The sequence below is a fragment of the Enterococcus pingfangensis genome, assembly GCF_005405205.1.
GTDB classification, from domain to species: Bacteria; Bacillota; Bacilli; order Lactobacillales; family Enterococcaceae; genus Enterococcus_A; species Enterococcus_A pingfangensis.
Map to the genome: position 1 here is coordinate 184,678 of NZ_BJDP01000007.1, position 18,504 is coordinate 203,181.

An 18,504-nucleotide genomic window follows, 5' to 3' on the forward strand; every position below is an offset into this window, starting at 1 on the left:
ACAATTTTATTTATTGCGCAATTTTAAATACTTTTGATATGCTTTCCAAACCTTAGTACTTCTCATATTAGATATGACAGTATCCAGATGATTAACAGTTTCTTGTAGTTCTTGTTGTTCCTGAGTTTTCCGGAGGATTACTTGAGACATTTTTTCCATTAAAGCTTCTTTTTCTTTCCGTAAAAGTTTCACACTGGTTTTCTCTTGATTAATTAAAGTCAGTGCTGAATCAACATACCGATAGTTTGCAGCGGTGCTCGGAACAAAAATAGAGATTTTAAATGTTATTGATACTTTTTTTATATTGGTAATGTCTAGATAGAATTGCGGGTCTCCATGTAGAAATAAAACTTTATTAGCATCAATACTTTCACCATTGTGTGAAGATAATTGAAGTAAATTCCCATCATCATCCAGAATTTTTAGATCTTCAACAAGACACGGATGTTCTGCCGGGTCAATACGGATCTGATTAGTACCATCAGGTAGATCAAAAATCATCTTAACCATTTGATCAGTTTTATACGCTTTAAAAGAAGAGTTTTCTTCAGAATAATCATCATTCATCCGATAGAACATTTGTAATCTCGCTTGATGAGCCGCGGCTGCAGCATCAAAGAGTGGACGGATTTCTATTGAACCTGGAGAAATAGATTGGTGCATTTCCCGAATTGGAACAAATAGACGATTAGTTACAATATCCTTCATCAGGTAAATCTGTTGAAAATGTTCTTCCATTTGATTGAAAATCTCCATTTCTGCAACAGAAATCCCCATTTTTTGGTATATATCTCTACTTAACAATTCTTGCGTAAACGGACTTGTATGAGTAAAATAGTGGACAATACGATAAACAACAAATTCAATTGGGATTGGAAATACAAAAGACCATTCATAATCAATCATTTCCCAGCATTCTGCTAGGAAAGTATTACTGGTCATCGCATCTATATTTGTAACAGCTTTAGTTTGATAATGACGAATAAATTCAACATTTCCGAAAACTTTTTTAAATTCTGGCGTCATTTCAAAAGGAAAATTTTCGCCTGATTGTTTAAATTCATCTACATATTGTGAAAGTAATTGTTCAAAATCAGTAAAACGATTCTGCCTAATCAGGAGATTCAGATAATTTTCTAGTGTTTCATCTTCTAAATATTCAAATCTCAAAGATTCCCCTTCTAACCGACATCGATTGACGGAAAACTTAGAACCTTCATATTGTTTTTCCAATTTTTTTGAAATATCATAAATATGTTTAATATGCTGCCTTCCTTGAGGAAAAAGTGCCGTTTTAACAACTTCCCGAAGATTACCATCCTTCACAATATCTGTTCGGACTGAAAACTGGCTAGCCCGCTCATTGGAATACTTACTAAAAATAATTCTTTCAGACATATTATTCACCCTCCAAAATCACTAAGAAGGAATTAGAAAAAAGCGGAAATTGATTGTTGGCAGCTATGGTGTCGAAAGCTTTATTCTCATCGAATAGACTCATACGCATCCGATCAAAATTCTGTTGGGTATGCAAATCTCCGACCTTCGGAAGATAATCATCCGAGTAAATGACCAAAGGCAATTTATAATCTGGATACGGGTAATAGAATTGACGTTTCAAAAATCCGGTTATAGAAAAAAGTTCTTCTAATTCAGCTTTTGAAAAAGTCATTGCAATACCACCATTGCGGTACCCTTCTATACCATCAAAAAAAAGGCCTGAATGATCTTCTGTTGCTCCAGCAAAGTACTTCATACCTAAGCGATTTTCAATTGCAATCACGATTTTCCCACCGGGATTTAGATGACGTTTAACAATTTTTAAAAAATCGTGATATGGTTGAGAAGAATCAATGTAACCTTTTCCATATTCAAAAACACCAATCAATGTAATCCAATCATATTTTTGTGTCAAAGTCTTTTCCAAATCTTGAAAATTTCCTAATTTAATTGAGATATTCTCACACTCTTGATTGCGGTATGCATTTACCAAACTTCTTTTTTTTGACAAATCAATACAGTCAACTTTTTTAGCTTTTGTACTCAATGTTCCTGTCATAGCACCGCAACCAGAACCAATTTCTAATACTGAATCAGTTTTAGAAATCGGTAACCATTCTATAATATTTTTTCTAACATGTGATAAATGATATAGAATAGCCCAATCATTGCTTTCCTCAATTACCTGGTTTAATTCAGATTCAGGATAGTTTTTAACAATTTCTAACAAACGATCTTCAATCACACCATCAGTGTATAAATCTTTTCCAGGGTACAACGTTTCATCAATTTCTACCTTGCCAATATAAGTTTGTTTTTGTTTCTGCAAGTTATTCGACTTCCTTTACTTCAATCTTAGAGTCCATATCATAAAAACCAACTGTGTCTTTGGAAGATACTACAGTTATTCCACAAATATCGTAAAGTCTGTGATAAACATCAAACTCTCCTTTAGGGTAGCCGGTACAGCCTAATGATAATAAATATTCTCCGCCCTGAATAAGCATTTGCTGCTTAAATGAAATCTCAACAATACTATTCTCAAGGTGCGTCTCTATTTCTACATTTTCAAACATCGTATTTGTTCCTGTAATTTCAGTGCCTTTCAAATCTTTAATTGTGATGGCAAAAATGGCATCTTCAATTTTTTTGAAGAACTTAACCTTCATTTTGACCGTAAAATCAGAGAATTTTTCAATTGCATTTGAAGGAATTCCATTTTCATCTAAAATTGTAAAATCGATTATTTTTGCTTCATGATTGCCATATTCTAGTAGGTCAGGGTTAAGTGAAAATGGTTTTTCCCATTCATCGTCTACTTCCTCACGACGAACATCTCTTTCTTTCTCAGAGGTCAAATCTTCTTCGGTGATTGTTGGATCTTCTTGTTGTTTGACCAGAACACGTTTAAACAAATCCACCATATCTTTTGAGGATCCTTCTGCAAGTTTGATTCCTTGATCCAGCAAAACAACTCGATCGCAATATTTTGTAATACTGCTTAAATCATGACTCACTATAAGAATCGTCTTCCCTTGTTTACGAAATTCATCAATCTTTTTGAAACACTTTGCTTGAAAAAAAACATCCCCTACAGATAAAGCTTCATCAACAATTAAGATTTCTGGATCGATATTGATTGCTACTGCAAAAGCCAGCCGAACAAACATACCGCTTGAATACGATTTAACCGGTTGATAAATATAATCACCGATATCTGCAAATTCTAAAATACTTTCCAGTTTTTCATCGATTTCTTCTCGGCTAAATCCGATCATTGTTCCATTTAAGTAGACATTTTCAATCCCCGAATACTCTGGATTAAAGCCTGCGCCTAACTCCAGTAACGCAGAAATTCGTCCATTCACCTCAACTGACCCTGATGTTTGATTCAATACACCTGTAATGATTTTCAAACATGTAGATTTTCCAGAACCATTTGTTCCTATAATTCCTACAGTTTCACCTTTATAAATCTCAAAATTTACGTTTTTCAAAGCATAGTGTTCACTATGCTTAACTTTCATTCCCAAAGATTCTTTTAACCGATCCATTGGTTTTCCATATAACTTATATAACTTGTTTAAATTTTTAACTGTAATTGCAGTATCACTCATTGTAAAGTCGCTCCTTATTTGTATCTTATAATACATCTGCAAAATGAATCTTCAATTTCTTAAATAGTAACAAACCGATAATAAGCAGTGCTAACGTTACCACCCAAAAGTACAAGGATAGAGCGGGAAATTCCCAAAAACCGATTTTATCAATAAGGGATGTTCGATAACCATTCACGATGTAATACACGGGATTTAATTTTAATAGTGTTGCGATTTTTCCATTAGGATCAATATTAAGATCCGAAAATGACCACATAATTGGTGTCATCCAAACCCCGATTTGAAGAACAATGTTAACGATTTGATTCAAATCACGAAAAAAGACTACGATGGAACTTGTAATATAGGAAACAGCTACTACTAATGTAAATAGACAGAATGCATAGTAGGCAATTTGTAAGAAATAAAAATCTGGCACGAACCCATACGCTAAGTACAATATCAATACAAAAAAAATAAAGAATAGATTAACCGCAAAAGCAGAAATTACCTTGACTAAAGGCAAGATACTGATTTTAAATACAACTTTTTTCACTAAGTAATTATACTCGATGAAAGCATTCATCCCCGATACAATACCTTCTTGGACAAAGAACCACGGCACCAAGCCCGTAATCAACCATAAGACATAGGGTGCCCCTCGATCAGAACCCGTCTGAAAAATATTACCAAAAACAAACCAATAAACTAGAATCGTGATAATCGGTTGTACAAACGCCCAAATGATTCCTAAATATGATCCAGCATATTTTGTTTTAAAATCATTTTTTGCTAGGGTCATTAATAGTTTTCGATTCTGATAAAGTTCTCTAAATGTTGACGTTATTTTTGTAAGCATACAAACCCACCTATTATATATTTTAAGAAATACATCACAGAATTATATCACTAATAATCTATACAAACAAATCTACTTCAAGATCCTTAATAATTCTATAGCAAAAAGTAAAACATTCTCAAATTCTCTTTGCTTCATCTAAAAAAAAGGGTAGAATTAATTGGCTATATAAAAAGCTTGGGGGTTTTGGAGTGAAGAAACAAGTTAATAAATATTTAAAAATCATTGGCAATGTTGTTACTATCATAGCTGTTGTCTTTATCTTACGAAAATTGATGCGTAACGATGTCGACTATCAGAGCCTATTTAAAACTAAAAACATTCTATCAATTTCAATTGTAGTCATTGTACAATCGATTATCGTCATCACAAATGCTTTTCCATGGAAAACGTTAGTAGAGATGATGACAAATATTCCAATTCCTTTTAGTGAAACGATTCCAGTTTACGTGAAGTCAAACTTAATGAAATATGTTCCTGGTAATGTCTTCCAGTTTGTTGGGCGTAATGAACTTGCTATTAAAAAAGATCTTCCACATATAAAAGTTGCTACAGCAACCTTTTTAGATATTTTAATGACCGTTATCGCGGCAAGCCTGATTTCTATTATCTTTCTATTTAATTTTATTTGGTCTTCTATACAGGAAAATGCATGGGCCCATCTGTTATCTCTCGGAATCTTAATTTTAGTGATTATCATTGCAATTATATTATTTATTTTCAGAAAAAAAATACTGTCTTTGATTAAAAAACAAGACTATCTATTTACGAAAAAAAGTCTAAAAAAGATTTTTATCTGTTTGTTTTATTATGTCGTTATCTTGATGGTCTCTAGCCTAATGTACATGTTAGTCATAATGTTTATCTTAGACATTCCACTAACGCCTTCGCTTTTCATAAATCTCTTCTCAGCAAATACATTAGCATGGTTAGTTGGGTTCATTACACCAGGAGCACCCGCAGGCATCGGTATCAAAGAAGCTGTCATGGTGGGGGTTACTGGCGGTTTAATCAATACTTCTACTATCACCTTTTCAATGGTGATCATGCGTGTACTTTTAACGATAGCTGATGTATTAGCTTTCGGTTTTGTCAAATTTTATGAGTATGGCAAAAAAATCAATCGCTAAAATAAAAGGAGGAGTTTTTTTGAAAACTATTATTACTCTAGAAGCTGATTTAAAAAATAAAAAAATATTATTTGTCTCTACCAAAAATTTAGACTATATAAGAAATACGCAAGAAATCAAGTGGCTCACAGAGTTATCTAGTGAACTGAAGGTTATCTGTTCTCCTTCAAAAAATTATCTTTTTCGGCTTTTTTATGTCTACATCAACTTATTACCACAGTTAAAAATAGGATCTTTTGATACTCTATTTATTGGGTTCGCACCTCAACTATTATTTCCATTCTTCTGGCTATTTCCTAAAAAGAAACTAATTATTTTTGATTTTTTTATTTCCTTCTACGATACTTTAGTAGATGATCGGAAAAAAGTCAGCGTAGAATCCTTTATAGCTAGGATATTACATTATTTAGATAAACGAACTATTCATAAAGCTGATTATGTAGTGGCAGACACAAAAGCTCACGGTATATACTTTGCTGAAGAGTTTGATTATCCTAAAGATAGAATCACTGTTTTATATATAATTGCTGATACCTCTATCTACCATCCAAAACCTAGAAAACCCAACGAAAAATTTGAAGTTGTTTATTTTGGAAGTATTCTTCCTGTTCAAGGAATTGATATCGTATTAGAATCGATCCAGCTATTAAAAAATAATCAACATATTCACTTTACAATCATTGGTCCTATTAAGAAAAAATTTGACATACAAAAAGTTGATTACCCTAACGCAGAATTCATTCCTTGGTTGTCGCAAAATGATTTAGCAAAAAAAATCAATCAAGCAGACCTAGCTTTATCTGGTCACTTTAGCGCTACTGTTGGTAAAGCCGATCGCACAATAGCCGGTAAAACATACATTTACCTTGCAATGGATAAGCCTATTATTTTAGGTGATTCTGCAGCAAACCATGAACTCTATCATGATACAGAATCTATCCACTTCGTCGAAAGAGGAAATCCAAAAAAATTAGCCCTTCTAATTGAAAATATAGCCGATAAATAAATATAAAACTATTTTGGTTCTATAATATGTTGTGTTGGTGGGAAATCGAAGCCGATTTTCTACCAACACTGTTTTCTTCTTTCCAAATCAAAAAGAGACGCACATTTGGTAAAATTTAGTCGACCAAAACATTCCCCTACCAAAGGAGTCTCTCAATGGACAATCATACTAGAAAATTACTTGGATTAACAGATAAAGAATTACAGTTTGATGAAGAATGGTTTGTAGAAAAAGAGTATAAAGGCGTTCAAGCACAATTTATCAAGGGAAGATTGGGCCATTCACCTTCCCTCCCAGTGTGAACAATGCGGATCTGTTCACATCATTCGTAACAGTTCTTATATGACACGCTCTCAGCTGGTGAAATTCAAAGAAAAACTAATCCTTTTAGAATTGAAACGCAGTCGCTTTCTCTGCCATGATTGCGGCCAAACATTTCATTTTCTACGAAAACAGACTTGGTGGATGCACATCATCAACTAACAAAAGAACTAAAGCATGCGATCCTTAAGGAATTATATGAGAACCAATCACGAAAATTAATCGCCAAGAAATACTTTGTCTCAGATGGAACGATCACACGAATATTACGAGAAGTCAGTCAATGGCTCCATGAGTTTTATTTGTGTGGATGGGACGACAAATAAATTGTTCATCATACTCGAGGACCGTAGACTGTCTAAGTTGACCCACTATTTCATGCGTTACCCTAGAAAGGTCCGTTTAAAGGATGAAATGGCAACACTTTTTTGACAAAAATTATAAGGTGTTGCTTTTTCCTTCGTATTATTACTCCGATTGCCCTTGACAACGAGCCTTCTCGGATATGATTCTTTGCGGCAGGAGCTTATTCAAGTGAATCAAGCTGCCTCACTCGAGTTATCATATCCGAGCTCATTATCAAGGGTCCGCTTCGCCAATCTCTGATAACGGAACCCAATCGGTGTCTCGTACCCCAAGGTTCCATGCAGTCGTAGATGGTTCCACCAATGCACATAATCAAATAACTCCAATTCTAAGTGTGCCAACGATTCAAAATAAATCTGATGAACAAATTCCATCTTCATCGATTTATACGTTGATTCCGCTACTGCATTGTCATTAGGACAGCCTTTTTTACTTAAAGAGCGGGTAATAGCAAAAGCTTCAAGAATTTTTTCAAAGGTTTGATTATTAAATTCTTTCCCATAATCCGTATGAAAGAGCTATACTTAGATCAATGGATAAGAGATTCAGCTAAATGCGCGGTTAACCAGACTTGTGTCTTTTTTCTCTCCACAAGAATAGCCAATGATTTCTCGGTTAAATAAATCGAGAATCACACAAATATAATGCCATTTCTTGCCAACTCGAACATAGATTAAATCAGTAACGATCGCTTCCAGCAGCTGTTTTTCCAAAAAATCACGGGCTAAAACATTTGCTGTCTTGGCTTCGTTGCATGTGGAAGAATGATGTTTAAAATGAGCCGATGTGTAGCTTGATTTTAATCCTCGTTGTTTCATGATATGACCGATTTTCCGGCGGCTTACTTGAATTTCTCGGTTGGCTAAGACTTATTTTAATTTTCGTGTGCCATATGCCTTGCGGGTACGAATAAATTCTTCGGTTATAGCTTTTTCTAATTCTGCTTCATTTTTTACGGATTTTGGCTGATAATAATATGTTTGGCGGGAGATGTCCAAAACTTTACACATCGCTGATATCGAGTATTTGTGCTTATTGGCATCAATTACTTGTCTTTTCGTCCGAATATCAGCGCTGCCTGCTTTAAAATATCATTTTCCATTTCTAGTTGTTGGTTTCGTTTACGCAGGGTAATCAATTCTTTTTGTTCAGGGCTCAAATTATCTTTTTCCTTGAAAGAACCGGTGGTTTCTGCCTGCTTGACCCATTTATCAAAAGCAGAGCCGGTCAATTCATATTCACGAATAATTTCTGATCGAGATTTTCCAGCTAAATAAAGATTGACTACCTGTTGTTTAAACTCCTTTGAATAGGTTCTTCGTTGACGTCTTGACATGAAAATTCCTCCAGTGTTTTTTTCTATTCTACACACCTTATTTTTTCTGTCTAGTCTAGTGTAGCCGATTCAGGACAAGTACTTAGTGATGTATATGAACGCTAGTTATTGTCAGCTGCTTAAAACTGTCTTTCCGAATGCGCAGATAGTGACCGATCGTTTTCATATCGTGCAACACATCAACCGGAGCCTTAATCAATTGCGTGTACAGATCCTGAATCGCTTTCGTGATTCTCGTTCTGAAAATCAAAAGAAATACCGACGGCTGAAACGATATTGGAAACTCTTATTAAAGGATTCGAATAAACTAGAACAGCTTAAATGGCAGTATCATCGACTTTTCAAAAAAAGAAATCAGTCAGACAGAGATCTTTGATGAACTATTGAGTTATAGTGAAGAGCCGTGAAAAGCCCATTCGTTCGTCCAACTCCTGCGCTACTATTTCACAAAGCGGGATTTCGAAGGGGTTAACCCCCCCCTTACAAACGATAGATCCAGCGTTGCCTTCTTCTTTTAAGAAGAAGTTCCATGTGTTTGTCAGGTATCGCCAGTGACTTAAAGTAATGCTGCCGAATGGCATTACTGAAGGATTGAACAATAAAATTAAATTGATCAAACGGATCTCCCTTGGTTATCAAAGCTTCTATAATTTTCGCGCACGAATTTGCTTACAACAAGGATTGATCTTTGAAAACTAAAAAAGTAAGCGGTGCACAAAACGCACCGTATACACGACTCACTTTTATTCAAATATGTCTCCACCAACACGATTTGATGAGATCCACTTTTCTCTACCTTTAAATCTACACTTTAAATTGTATATTATAATTGAAGCGCGCCCCCTAAGTTAGACCAAAGATCTAACTTAGGGGGGGTTAATGACTAAATATGATTATATTTTTAAAAAGTACGTTGTTGAAGCGTATCAGAAGAGTGAAGGTGGCTTTACAACGCTGACTCGGCGCTTCGGCAGTCCGGCTGAGTCGACAATAGAAAAATGGGTGGAAACTGTTGAGCTTGCTTGGCTTCAGCGCTCTAAATCGAAGGAAAGGCAAACAAACTTATTCTTCTCAATTCAAGCAAGATGCCATACACTATTACTTGACGAGCAGTGACGCCGCGTTGAACTACGGCTTGCCCTCTGGTGACTTACTCCAGAGCTGGCATCAGAAGCTTCAACGCGAAGGCATTGCAGGTCTTTCACCGAAACCGAAAGGAAGACCTACAATGACAAAGAAAAAGAAGAAACAAGCACCAAAAAAATCACTCACACGCGAACAAGAACTGGAACGAGAGAATGAACTGCTTCGGGTAGAACTGGCCTTTGTAAAAAAGCTCCGAGCTTTAGGGATGCCTATCCCGGATCGACTCAAGAACGAGACGCACGAATCATCCATGAACTCCGAAAAGAATTCCGATTAACGATTCTTCTTGAGACAACGAAATTCCCTGAAGCAACCTATATGTATTGGCAAAAATGATTAGATCGTGAAAATCCGGATGCGGAACTAGAGAAAATGATCCTCAGAATTTTCGAAGAGAATCATGGAAATTATGGGTATCATTGGATTCAACTCGCTTTGAACATACAGGGACTAAAAGTAAATCAGAAGAAAATCCGGCGAATCATCCGCAAACTTGGACTGAAAAGCACAAAATTTACGCCCAAATCTCGGAAGTACAGTTCCTACAAAGGAACGATTGGACAAGTCGCGAGAAATCGAATCCATCGTCGATTCCATACATCTGTTTCACATTAGAAGATTACCACAAATATCTCTGAATTCAAGTATTACTAACGGGATAAAACCGGAAAAACAGTCATCAAAAAGCCGCATCTTGATCCATTTCTTGATATGTTTAATGGTAAAATTTTATCCTATCAAATTTCAGAAAGACCTAATATAAAAGCTATACTTGACGCTCAAAAAGAAGCCATTGACCGCCCTACCGATTGTCCCTATCGCCGAATATTCCATTTAGATCAAGGCAGTGCGTATCAATTGAAGCGCTATAGGAAACCACTAACAGATGAAAAGATATTTCAAAGTATGTCAAGAAAATACAATTGTCTCGATAACTCACTGATGGAAAACTTCTTCGGTTTATTAAAGCAAGAAATGTATCATGGTGTTGAGTATATAAGTTTCGAAAATTTGAAACAGACAATTGAGGAGTAGATTGATTATTATAATCATCGCCGAATTAAGACGAAGCTCGGGTGTAGCCCGATTCAGTATCATAAACGAATGACCGCATAAAAAAACCGACCAGATTTTTCTAGTCGGTACACGGTCTAACTATTGGGTCTCACTTCAAATTGACAAATCTTTCCAGTCTTTTTTTAAATACAAGCAAAAGTAATATGAAAATTAACGTTCCCCAAAATATAAGAAAAGCTTTTTTTAATGACGAATTTTTATATCTAACTTCAATTTTATGTGATCCTTTTGGGATTATAATTCCCCGAAATAGATAATTTCCCTTAAACACCTCTACTTCTTTCCCATCAATATATGCACTCCAATTACCATCATTATATTCATTAATCAAGACAATACGATCTTCATTAACTGAAGCATCAAATGTAATAGTACCGTTATTCTTGTTTTTAACTCGATTAATTTTCTCAGTATCACTTAAAGGTACATTACTTCTAATATCGGGAATAGGATGTTCTTTACTGAAATACGCAACATCGCCACTATAATTTTCTTTCATTGAAGAAAGTACTTCTTTATCTGTATCTTTAATAGCAATTTGATCAGTTAACTGAATTTGATTGGAATACTCACCAATTTCTTTCACAACAAGCTCATCATCTCCAATTCTCATATCAGATTTAGTATAAAAAGGTAGCAAAACGAGATTTCCTCTAAAACCCTCTATCGAAATATCTCCAGTATAATTTTTTTCATTACTTGCATAAAAAGTAATTTTTTGTGGAACTTCAACATTTGTCGTAATTTGCACGTCATATGACTTATCTTTAGAATCGTTTATTGAATCAAAAGAAAATATCATATAACTATTATCTGCTTGATTTCCCAAAGATGTTTCAGTTTCTCTCAATACTTTCTTACTTATAGAATCAATAATTTGAATACGAACTTGTTGATCACTTCTAAACTTTGTATTATAAGTACCCACCATTAATTGAATTGTTGAAAGATAATTCTTACTAGCAGTAAAAGATTGAGTTATCTCTATCCCTTTGTGAATTTCACTTACTGGAGTCATACCACCGATAGATGCAGAACGATCAGCTTGATCTGCTAAAGAAGAAACAGTATATTTGACACCCATGTATTTAAGTAAATTTTCATTATCAAAAGAATGGAACGCAATATTGGTCGGCGTTGTATACGCTGACTTATCAATTGCTGTGTAATAGGAATGCATATCAGCATTGGTATATACAAAATTATGCCCCCTAATATCTCGTAAGTTATAATACATATTACTAGATGCAAAGAATGTCCAATCACCTAATGGTGCTATCTTCTCCTGTTTTTTTGTATTTTTTTCTAAATACTTTAAACTGTCCGTAGCCGTAGGTATGACGCTAGCATTATCTTTGACCAGAGGTAAATAATAATTCCCGAAGGTTCCCATATCGATAATAACTAATAATGCAATTATTAGTCCACCTATTTGAGCAAGAAGGCGACTTTTAATCAATAAAGTCACCACGCTAACTATGACATAAATAAGAACAATTATTCTAATCCGAACAACTTGACTCATTAGCGAATTACTCAAATCATAATTAGAAATCTTGGATACACCGATATAATAGATTACCAATGATGATGTAACTATCGCTATGGATCTCCATATCATTCTTCTATAATCTTCAATATTTTTGAAAAAATCATCTATATTTGCCCCAAACAAAATTGATAGACTGAAATTAATAAGCACTATCAAGCGATAACGAATCGAAGTATTAATCAGTGGCAGATGTTGATACAATGGATAAAGCAAGTTTGAAAATACTAAAAAAATTAGAATTATTAATGCAATGAAAAAAAACAAGCTACGAGACTTTTTTTTGATATTAAAAAAGGAAAAAGGCAATGTAATAACCGATAATATACCCGTATATAGAGTCGCCTCATTTATGTGGATGGATAAATCATTTCTAATATATGGATAGAATAATGTCCGTAAATAGGACCAGTCCAATTTTGCCGCTGCCAGCCCTTTACGTGATTCATTATATCCATTTCCACCAACAGTTTGCAGTAGTTCTGCAGTATACGGTAATGACAACAATGCACCTAAAATTATACATAATGCGAAGCTAACAAAATAGACTAATAATCTTTTTTTATTTCTCCAATGATACGATACACCATAATATAAGACGTAACAACCAAGTAAATACATAAAATATGCTGTATATGTTGGCATCCCAGCAACCAACATACAAAAAATTACAATTGCTCCACCCACAATATAGCTTATCTTAATTTTCTCCAACAATAAGTCTAAAAACAGAAAAATTAATGGGGCAAGCATCGTTACTTCTGAGTGTGGCCAACCATGCCACATAACCATTGTAGAGCATAAAGCAAAAGAAACAGCAGAAATGAAAGCTCCTATCCTGGTATACCCCCATCGCTTCATCAATAGATTCATAGAGATAAAAGCAATCAGAACTTTTACGATTGACACTATTAAAGGAGCAATATCGAACGGCAAAAGATAGAGATAGTTTAAAAAGAACAAATATAAAGTCATACTCTGAGGAGCACCAATTCCTAGTGTGGATAGCCACCCAGAAAACATCACTTTATGAATTGATGTGTAAGCTATAGGATATACATTATCAGCAGGATCTGATAATAAGGGACCAGAAGTACCAACATTTAAGCTTTTAAAAGGCTCAAATAAATACATTAGATTAGCAAATGATAACTTCCAGTCACCAAAAATGATTGACGAATATAAAATACCAAATAGAATGATCATACCTACCGGGATGAATAATTTTCTATAACCAAACCTACTATTTTTTTTTCGTAAACGATTCACATTTTTGTTCATATATGTCTCCATTAGATACATTACATTCTCTTTAAAAATTATAGATTCAGAGAGAACATATTATTTTATCTTTAATTTTTTTATTAAATTCAGAGTCATTTCTATAAAAGAGTAACCGCATAATATATATATTAATTGGAGAACAGGAATAGTTCCACTACTATAAAAATAAAGTCGATTCATCGTTTCTCCTGAAACCCAAGAGTATGCCCAAGAAACACCTAGTAGAAGAATAATATATGATAGAAATAATCCTAAAGAAATTACTGAGATAGCAAAAAATTTATCTTCATATGCTTTTCTAAACATAGAAATAACAGCGTAAGCAAATCCACTCATAGACAAAATAGTAACTAGAATACTAGAATATTTATAAATTGACATGATGCTATTTATGCGTCTAATCATTGCTGTAACTGGACGATTATGGGCTGATTGAGCGGAACCAATAGGATAATTCAAAGGAGTATTTATCAAAGTCTCAATTTCCCTGACTGCATCTACGCTCCCACTAACTTGACTAATTCCATTATCCACGTAGTATTCAGTATACATAATTGTCTCTTTAGCAGTATAAAGCATTTTAGGAATGACGTTTTCCAAAATACTAGCGATAGTCTTTGTAGGAGCCGATTGTGAAACCGCAATACCCGCAGATCTCTTTTTTAATTGCCCCACTTTAAAAGCTTCTGTTAACTCTTTATGAACAGCAGTGTAAAAATCATTTGTTGCTTTTCCACCTTTAACCGTCTCCCCATTAACCAAAATTTCCTGTTTGTATCCAAGACCAGCTCTCTCCACAGCTAATCTCAATAACCAAACTATTTTACCACTAAAAATTTCTGCTTGACTCTCACTATCAATTTTAGTAGTAAGCGTTGAATTAGGAATGTAAAATGAATCAAATTGTTCTTCTAATTTTTTCAATGTAGGAGAAACTTCCATTGCCTGTCGTAAAGCACTCTCATGGACCCAAATATACGTTTGACTCGTTCCATCATCAATTGAAACTAGATCTGTAATTACATTTCCAAAACTAGTTTGTGTATGATCGTTTACAGCATAAATACCATAATGTTTCAAATTCTGATAACTAAGAAGTGATGTCCCCCCTTGGAATATAAGAATAGGAATTAACAAAATAGTTATGTGAATCAACTTAGCTTTTATATTAAATTTACTAAACAAAACAAATAGTAAAGTGATAATCAATGCCACATAAAAAAAAGGTTTAAGCCAAATACTATCTTCACGTAAATAATAGAAAGTAAGATAAGATATCCCAGCAGAAATAGACCACAGCAAAGAAATCCATTTTGATTTGTTTCGGTATAAAAATAAACCAATAACACTACCTAGAACTAAAAAAACCAAAGGTGTCAATAACGCATCTCGATACAAACGCAGACCAAATTTTTTATCCATCATTACTGGAGAATATAAAAGAAATAAATACGCAAATGTACGATAATACTTATTTTTTATAATTGGAGCTAATGCTATAAGTAATAAAACTATCGCAAATATATATAATGAAATCAGCGCTAATGAATAGGAAATTGCAAATTTATAAATTAGGATATAGAAAAAAGAATATGTTGGATTTTTTACCAAAGTTGACGAATTATAGTTGCCAAACCAGTTTCCCTTAATAAATTCTGTCGCTTGCATAACAAAAACATGTTCATCTACACCACCACCAGCAAAAGTGATTGGCGGAATTTTCATCTGAATTAAGATACGAACTAACGTAAAAAGTAATATTACACTAAACAATATCAGATTACTTTTCTTCCTAAAAAACCTATGCGATAAAGCTCTTTTCATTTTATAATCTCCTTGAACAGTTAATACCATTTAAAATCTCTATTTCTTATCACCGTCATAATCCATCTTGCGTACACGAGATTGGATGTCTTCTAAAAGCTTACGATTGGCAGCAATCATATCTCCTTGCAGTCCAATCACGAAAGTTTGAAAACCTATCATCATTAGTGTACTTGCTAAGATCAATGATTGAATATGTCCATTTCCTGTGCCTTGGAAGAAAAAGAACAAGAAACGAATACCTATCAAAGCGCCGAAAGCGAAGATAATACCACCGAATAGAGAAAAGAAACGCAATGGTTTGTACATCATAAATGCGCGAAGAATCGTCAAAATCGACTTCTTTATATAGCCAAACATACTGGAAAACAAACGTGATGGGCGCAATTCGTCGTTAGTTCGAATAGGTACGGACATTTGTGCAATCTTATTACGTCCAGCTTGAACAATCGTTTCTAAAGTATATGTGTATTCATTTGTTACATTCAATTGCATCGCAGCATTACGACTATATGCTCTAAAACCACTAGGAGCATCAGGAATATCGGTGTTAGAAGCTTTGCGTACTACCCAGCTTCCAAATTTTTGTAATTTTTTCTTTAATGGTGAAAAGTGTTCTGTCGTCATGATGGGACGTTCACCTATCACAATATCTGTCTTACCATCTAAAATAGGACGAACTAATTTTTCGATATCCCCGCCAACGTATTGATTGTCAGCATCTGTGTTCACAATGATATCTGCCCCATTGCGTAAACAGGCGTCTAGTCCAGCCATGAAGCCTTTCGCTAGTCCTTTATTGCGTTTGAAATTGACGACATAGTTTACTCCCCAATTCTTAGCTACTTCAACTGTGTTGTCTTTGCTGCCATCGTTAATTATTAATATTTCAATTTCATCGATACCATCAATTTTTTTAGGCAAGTCATTCAACGCTATTTCCAACGTTTCAGCTTCATTGTAGCAAGGGATTTGAATAATTAATTTCATGCTAAGACTCCTTTTTATGCATTCTAACTGAAACATGATACCATTCCTGATAAATAATTTCAACGTTTACTAAATTAACGTAATGAAAACTATATAAAACAAAGCGTTATTCAAAGCAATACTTTTTCGATACGCGGTCTCCTAAAGAATTTGCATAAAAAACTGATCATAGTAATAATATATGAGGCACCATACTTGTCTAGCTTTCTAACAACTGAAATCTGAATCATAAAAATGACCTAACGTCTCTTGATATACCTGGATTTGGAGCATAAAAAACATGAGCACAAGCTTAGTACGATTTAGATAGTGCACTTTAATCGTAAAGGTAGCTTCCATGTACGGAAAGTATTACACGAAACAAGATATATTCAAAAGAATTAACTTCATCTATTTAAAATTTATATACGGCATTCAAATTATTATCGTTTGTTCGACAAATCGACTTCACAAAAGTCTCTCCTAAAACATCCTGTTTCGTTATTTTATTTCTATCATTTTTTCACACCATCCTACTTATCGTGACCACTTAGTGAATTGTGAGCATTTAGAATTTCCAGATAAATCCTTTCGCAATTTATTAAATGATAGCCATACTAACTAGCAACAGTTTCTATTGATCATCAGCCAAAAAGTAGCAGTAGCCACAATTTCCGCATATTAATTGGAAACACTTGAAAAAGATACTTTTATCATTGTCGAATTAATGCATTCACGGTCTAGCGAGAGCAATGGGTACACTTTCCGTGCTTCAGCTTGATTACATAAATCATACATTAGTTAGTAGCTTTCGTTTTACAACTTGGATAGAGTGATGAAAACTCATTTCTTACCTATTTCTTTCAGCTATAACACGTGGAACAACTAAGGTCACAAGAAACACTCAAAAATTTGGAACCAAGTCTGCCTCAATCGTTTAAAAAGAACTTTCAGAGCTTTGCTATCGTTCCGGTATCTGCAAATGCCTACAAATTAAAGCTGTCTAACGGTGTTACAGAAAGATTGAACAACAAAATCAAATTAATTAAACGAATCACCTTTGATTATCGAAACTTCTATAGCTTTCAAGTACGAACCTATTTACAACAAAAATTGATCTTTGAACCTTGAATTTATAATTTAAGTGCAACACAAAAATGACGGTTTTATAATATTTTATGTTGGTAGAAAATCGAAGCCGATTTTCTACCAACACTTTTTTCTTCTTTCCAAATCAAAAAAGAGACACACATTTGGTAAAATTTAGTCGACCAAAACATTCCCCTACCAAAGGAGTCTCTCAATGATAATCATACTAGAAAATTATTTGGATTAACAGATAAAGAACTATAGTTTGATGAAGAATGGTTTGTATAAAAAGAGTGTAACGGCGTTCAAGCACAATTTATCAAAGAAAAATTGGTCCATTCACCTTCCCAGTGTGAACAATAAAATTAAATTGACCAAACGGATCGCCTTTGGTTATCGAAACTTCTATAATTTTCGCGCACGAATTTACTTACAACAAGGATTGATCTTTGAAAACTAAAAAAGTATGCGGTGCACAAAACGCACCGCATACACGACTCACTTTTATTCAAATATGTCTCCACCAACACGATTTGACGAAGAGCCGTAAAAAAACGAGATCAAATATCTTTTGAGGCGCTGCTTGTCTTCAATGAAGCACTTCCCGAGAGTTATCGTATAACGTTGAAAACGCTCAATAAATTTCTTCCACAAATCAAAAATGCCTTACAACAAAGTTATTCAAATGGTCCTCTTGAGTGTCTCAATAACCATATCGAAGTGTTGAAGCGAAATGTTTATGGCTTTCGTAGCTTTTACAACTTTAAACTGCTCATTATGATCCGTCACGGAAGTGCATTGATCTTAAGCTAATCATAACCACCCGTGAAAACGGGTGGTTTGCTCTTCGGCTGGAAGCCTCTCTTACCGGTCACGGCCTATAAGGCCCTCTGAAAGCTTCCCACCGCACCACTTCTACTCGCTGATTCTAAAAGAATCTCACTCTATC

The 18,504-nt window shown here is 34.3% G+C and carries 11 protein-coding genes and 8 pseudogenes; 11 read left to right on the top strand and 8 right to left on the bottom strand.

What is annotated here, in order from left to right; translation table 11 throughout:
• Positions 1 to 6: 6 nt before the first annotated feature.
• From FFM63_RS06020 to FFM63_RS06035, 4 genes are read right to left on the bottom strand one after another with little or no spacing between them, the layout of a single operon-like run.
• Positions 7 to 1,398, bottom strand: coding sequence for a hypothetical protein (locus FFM63_RS06020; protein WP_137609419.1), 1,392 nt, complete (start codon positions 1,396 to 1,398; stop codon positions 7 to 9).
• Between the two features lies 1 nt (position 1,399).
• Positions 1,400 to 2,329, bottom strand: a complete 930-nt coding sequence (locus tag FFM63_RS06025) for an SAM-dependent methyltransferase (RefSeq protein ID WP_212741170.1) — start codon at positions 2,327 to 2,329, stop codon at positions 1,400 to 1,402.
• Position 2,330: 1 nt separating this feature from the next.
• Entirely contained in the window at positions 2,331 to 3,617 is a 1,287-nt protein-coding gene (locus FFM63_RS06030) for an ABC transporter ATP-binding protein (RefSeq protein WP_137609420.1), read from the bottom strand.
• 25 nt (positions 3,618 to 3,642) lie between these two features.
• Positions 3,643 to 4,458, bottom strand: coding sequence for an ABC transporter permease (locus tag FFM63_RS06035; protein WP_137609421.1), 816 nt, complete (start codon positions 4,456 to 4,458; stop codon positions 3,643 to 3,645).
• A 191-nt stretch (positions 4,459 to 4,649) separates the two neighbouring features.
• On the opposite strand from FFM63_RS06035, the gene FFM63_RS06040 reads away from it, so the two are divergent.
• The 3 genes and pseudogenes from FFM63_RS06040 to FFM63_RS06050 form a co-directional block, all read left to right on the top strand.
• Positions 4,650 to 5,588, top strand: a complete 939-nt coding sequence (locus tag FFM63_RS06040) for a lysylphosphatidylglycerol synthase domain-containing protein (protein ID WP_137609422.1) — start codon at positions 4,650 to 4,652, stop codon at positions 5,586 to 5,588.
• 19 nt (positions 5,589 to 5,607) lie between these two features.
• Positions 5,608 to 6,594: a glycosyltransferase gene (locus tag FFM63_RS06045; protein ID WP_137609423.1), complete on the top strand. Its 987-nt coding sequence runs from the start codon at positions 5,608 to 5,610 to the stop codon at positions 6,592 to 6,594.
• Positions 6,595 to 6,749: 155 nt separating this feature from the next.
• Positions 6,750 to 7,323 (top strand): annotated as a pseudogene (locus FFM63_RS06050) (transposase); the annotation flags it as partial.
• Positions 7,324 to 7,454: 131 nt separating this feature from the next.
• On the opposite strand, the pseudogene FFM63_RS06055 reads toward FFM63_RS06050, so the two are convergent.
• Positions 7,455 to 8,617 (bottom strand): annotated as a pseudogene (locus tag FFM63_RS06055) (IS3 family transposase).
• A gap of 76 nt (positions 8,618 to 8,693) precedes the next feature.
• On the opposite strand from FFM63_RS06055, the pseudogene FFM63_RS06060 reads away from it, so the two are divergent.
• The 5 genes and pseudogenes from FFM63_RS06060 to FFM63_RS09965 all read left to right on the top strand — a co-directional run.
• A pseudogene (locus tag FFM63_RS06060) lies at positions 8,694 to 9,316 on the top strand (transposase); the annotation flags it as partial.
• Between the two features lie 180 nt (positions 9,317 to 9,496).
• Positions 9,497 to 9,733 (top strand): hypothetical protein, encoded by a 237-nt coding sequence (locus tag FFM63_RS09950; RefSeq protein WP_246033293.1) that lies wholly within the window; start codon positions 9,497 to 9,499, stop codon positions 9,731 to 9,733.
• 112 nt (positions 9,734 to 9,845) lie between these two features.
• Positions 9,846 to 10,040 (top strand): hypothetical protein, encoded by a 195-nt coding sequence (locus FFM63_RS09955; protein ID WP_246033294.1) that lies wholly within the window; start codon positions 9,846 to 9,848, stop codon positions 10,038 to 10,040.
• An 89-nt stretch (positions 10,041 to 10,129) separates the two neighbouring features.
• Positions 10,130 to 10,378, top strand: a pseudogene (locus tag FFM63_RS09960) (IS3 family transposase); the annotation flags it as partial.
• 63 nt (positions 10,379 to 10,441) lie between these two features.
• Positions 10,442 to 10,879: pseudogene (locus tag FFM63_RS09965) on the top strand (transposase).
• Positions 10,880 to 10,928: 49 nt separating this feature from the next.
• Here the strand turns inward: FFM63_RS09965 and FFM63_RS06080 are convergent.
• Genes FFM63_RS06080 through FFM63_RS06090 form a run of 3 tightly spaced genes read right to left on the bottom strand, consistent with a single transcriptional unit; the run spans position 10,929 to position 16,487 of the window.
• Positions 10,929 to 13,670 carry a YfhO family protein gene (locus FFM63_RS06080; RefSeq protein ID WP_171000198.1) on the bottom strand — a complete coding sequence of 914 codons (2,742 nt, stop codon included), beginning with the start codon at positions 13,668 to 13,670 and terminating at the stop codon, positions 10,929 to 10,931.
• A 60-nt stretch (positions 13,671 to 13,730) separates the two neighbouring features.
• A complete protein-coding gene (locus FFM63_RS06085) occupies positions 13,731 to 15,497 on the bottom strand; it encodes a hypothetical protein (RefSeq protein WP_137609427.1) in 1,767 nt (588 codons plus the stop codon).
• A gap of 39 nt (positions 15,498 to 15,536) precedes the next feature.
• Positions 15,537 to 16,487 carry a glycosyltransferase family 2 protein gene (locus FFM63_RS06090; RefSeq protein ID WP_137609428.1) on the bottom strand — a complete coding sequence of 317 codons (951 nt, stop codon included), beginning with the start codon at positions 16,485 to 16,487 and terminating at the stop codon, positions 15,537 to 15,539.
• A gap of 873 nt (positions 16,488 to 17,360) precedes the next feature.
• Between FFM63_RS06090 and FFM63_RS06095 the strand changes: the two are divergent.
• The 3 pseudogenes from FFM63_RS06095 to FFM63_RS06105 form a co-directional block, all read left to right on the top strand.
• Positions 17,361 to 17,597: pseudogene (locus tag FFM63_RS06095) on the top strand (transposase); the annotation flags it as partial.
• 310 nt (positions 17,598 to 17,907) lie between these two features.
• A pseudogene (locus tag FFM63_RS06100) lies at positions 17,908 to 18,015 on the top strand (transposase); the annotation flags it as partial.
• Positions 18,016 to 18,098: 83 nt separating this feature from the next.
• Positions 18,099 to 18,368, top strand: a pseudogene (locus tag FFM63_RS06105) (transposase); the annotation flags it as partial.
• Positions 18,369 to 18,504 lie beyond the last annotated feature (136 nt).

Bases quoted from the DNA above. Each gene is read 5' to 3' on its own strand.
- FFM63_RS06090 (WP_137609428.1), bottom strand. From the start codon at position 16,487: ATGAAATTAATTATTCAAATCCCTTGCTACAATGAAGCTGAAACGTTG.
- FFM63_RS09950 (WP_246033293.1), top strand. From the start codon at position 9,497: ATGACTAAATATGATTATATTTTTAAAAAGTACGTTGTTGAAGCGTAT.
- FFM63_RS06085 (WP_137609427.1), bottom strand. From the start codon at position 15,497: ATGAAAAGAGCTTTATCGCATAGGTTTTTTAGGAAGAAAAGTAATCTG.
- FFM63_RS06020 (WP_137609419.1), bottom strand. From the start codon at position 1,398: ATGTCTGAAAGAATTATTTTTAGTAAGTATTCCAATGAGCGGGCTAGC.
- FFM63_RS06030 (WP_137609420.1), bottom strand. From the start codon at position 3,617: ATGAGTGATACTGCAATTACAGTTAAAAATTTAAACAAGTTATATAAG.
- FFM63_RS09955 (WP_246033294.1), top strand. From the start codon at position 9,846: ATGACAAAGAAAAAGAAGAAACAAGCACCAAAAAAATCACTCACACGC.
- FFM63_RS06080 (WP_171000198.1), bottom strand. From the start codon at position 13,670: ATGAACAAAAATGTGAATCGTTTACGAAAAAAAAATAGTAGGTTTGGT.
- FFM63_RS06035 (WP_137609421.1), bottom strand. From the start codon at position 4,458: ATGCTTACAAAAATAACGTCAACATTTAGAGAACTTTATCAGAATCGA.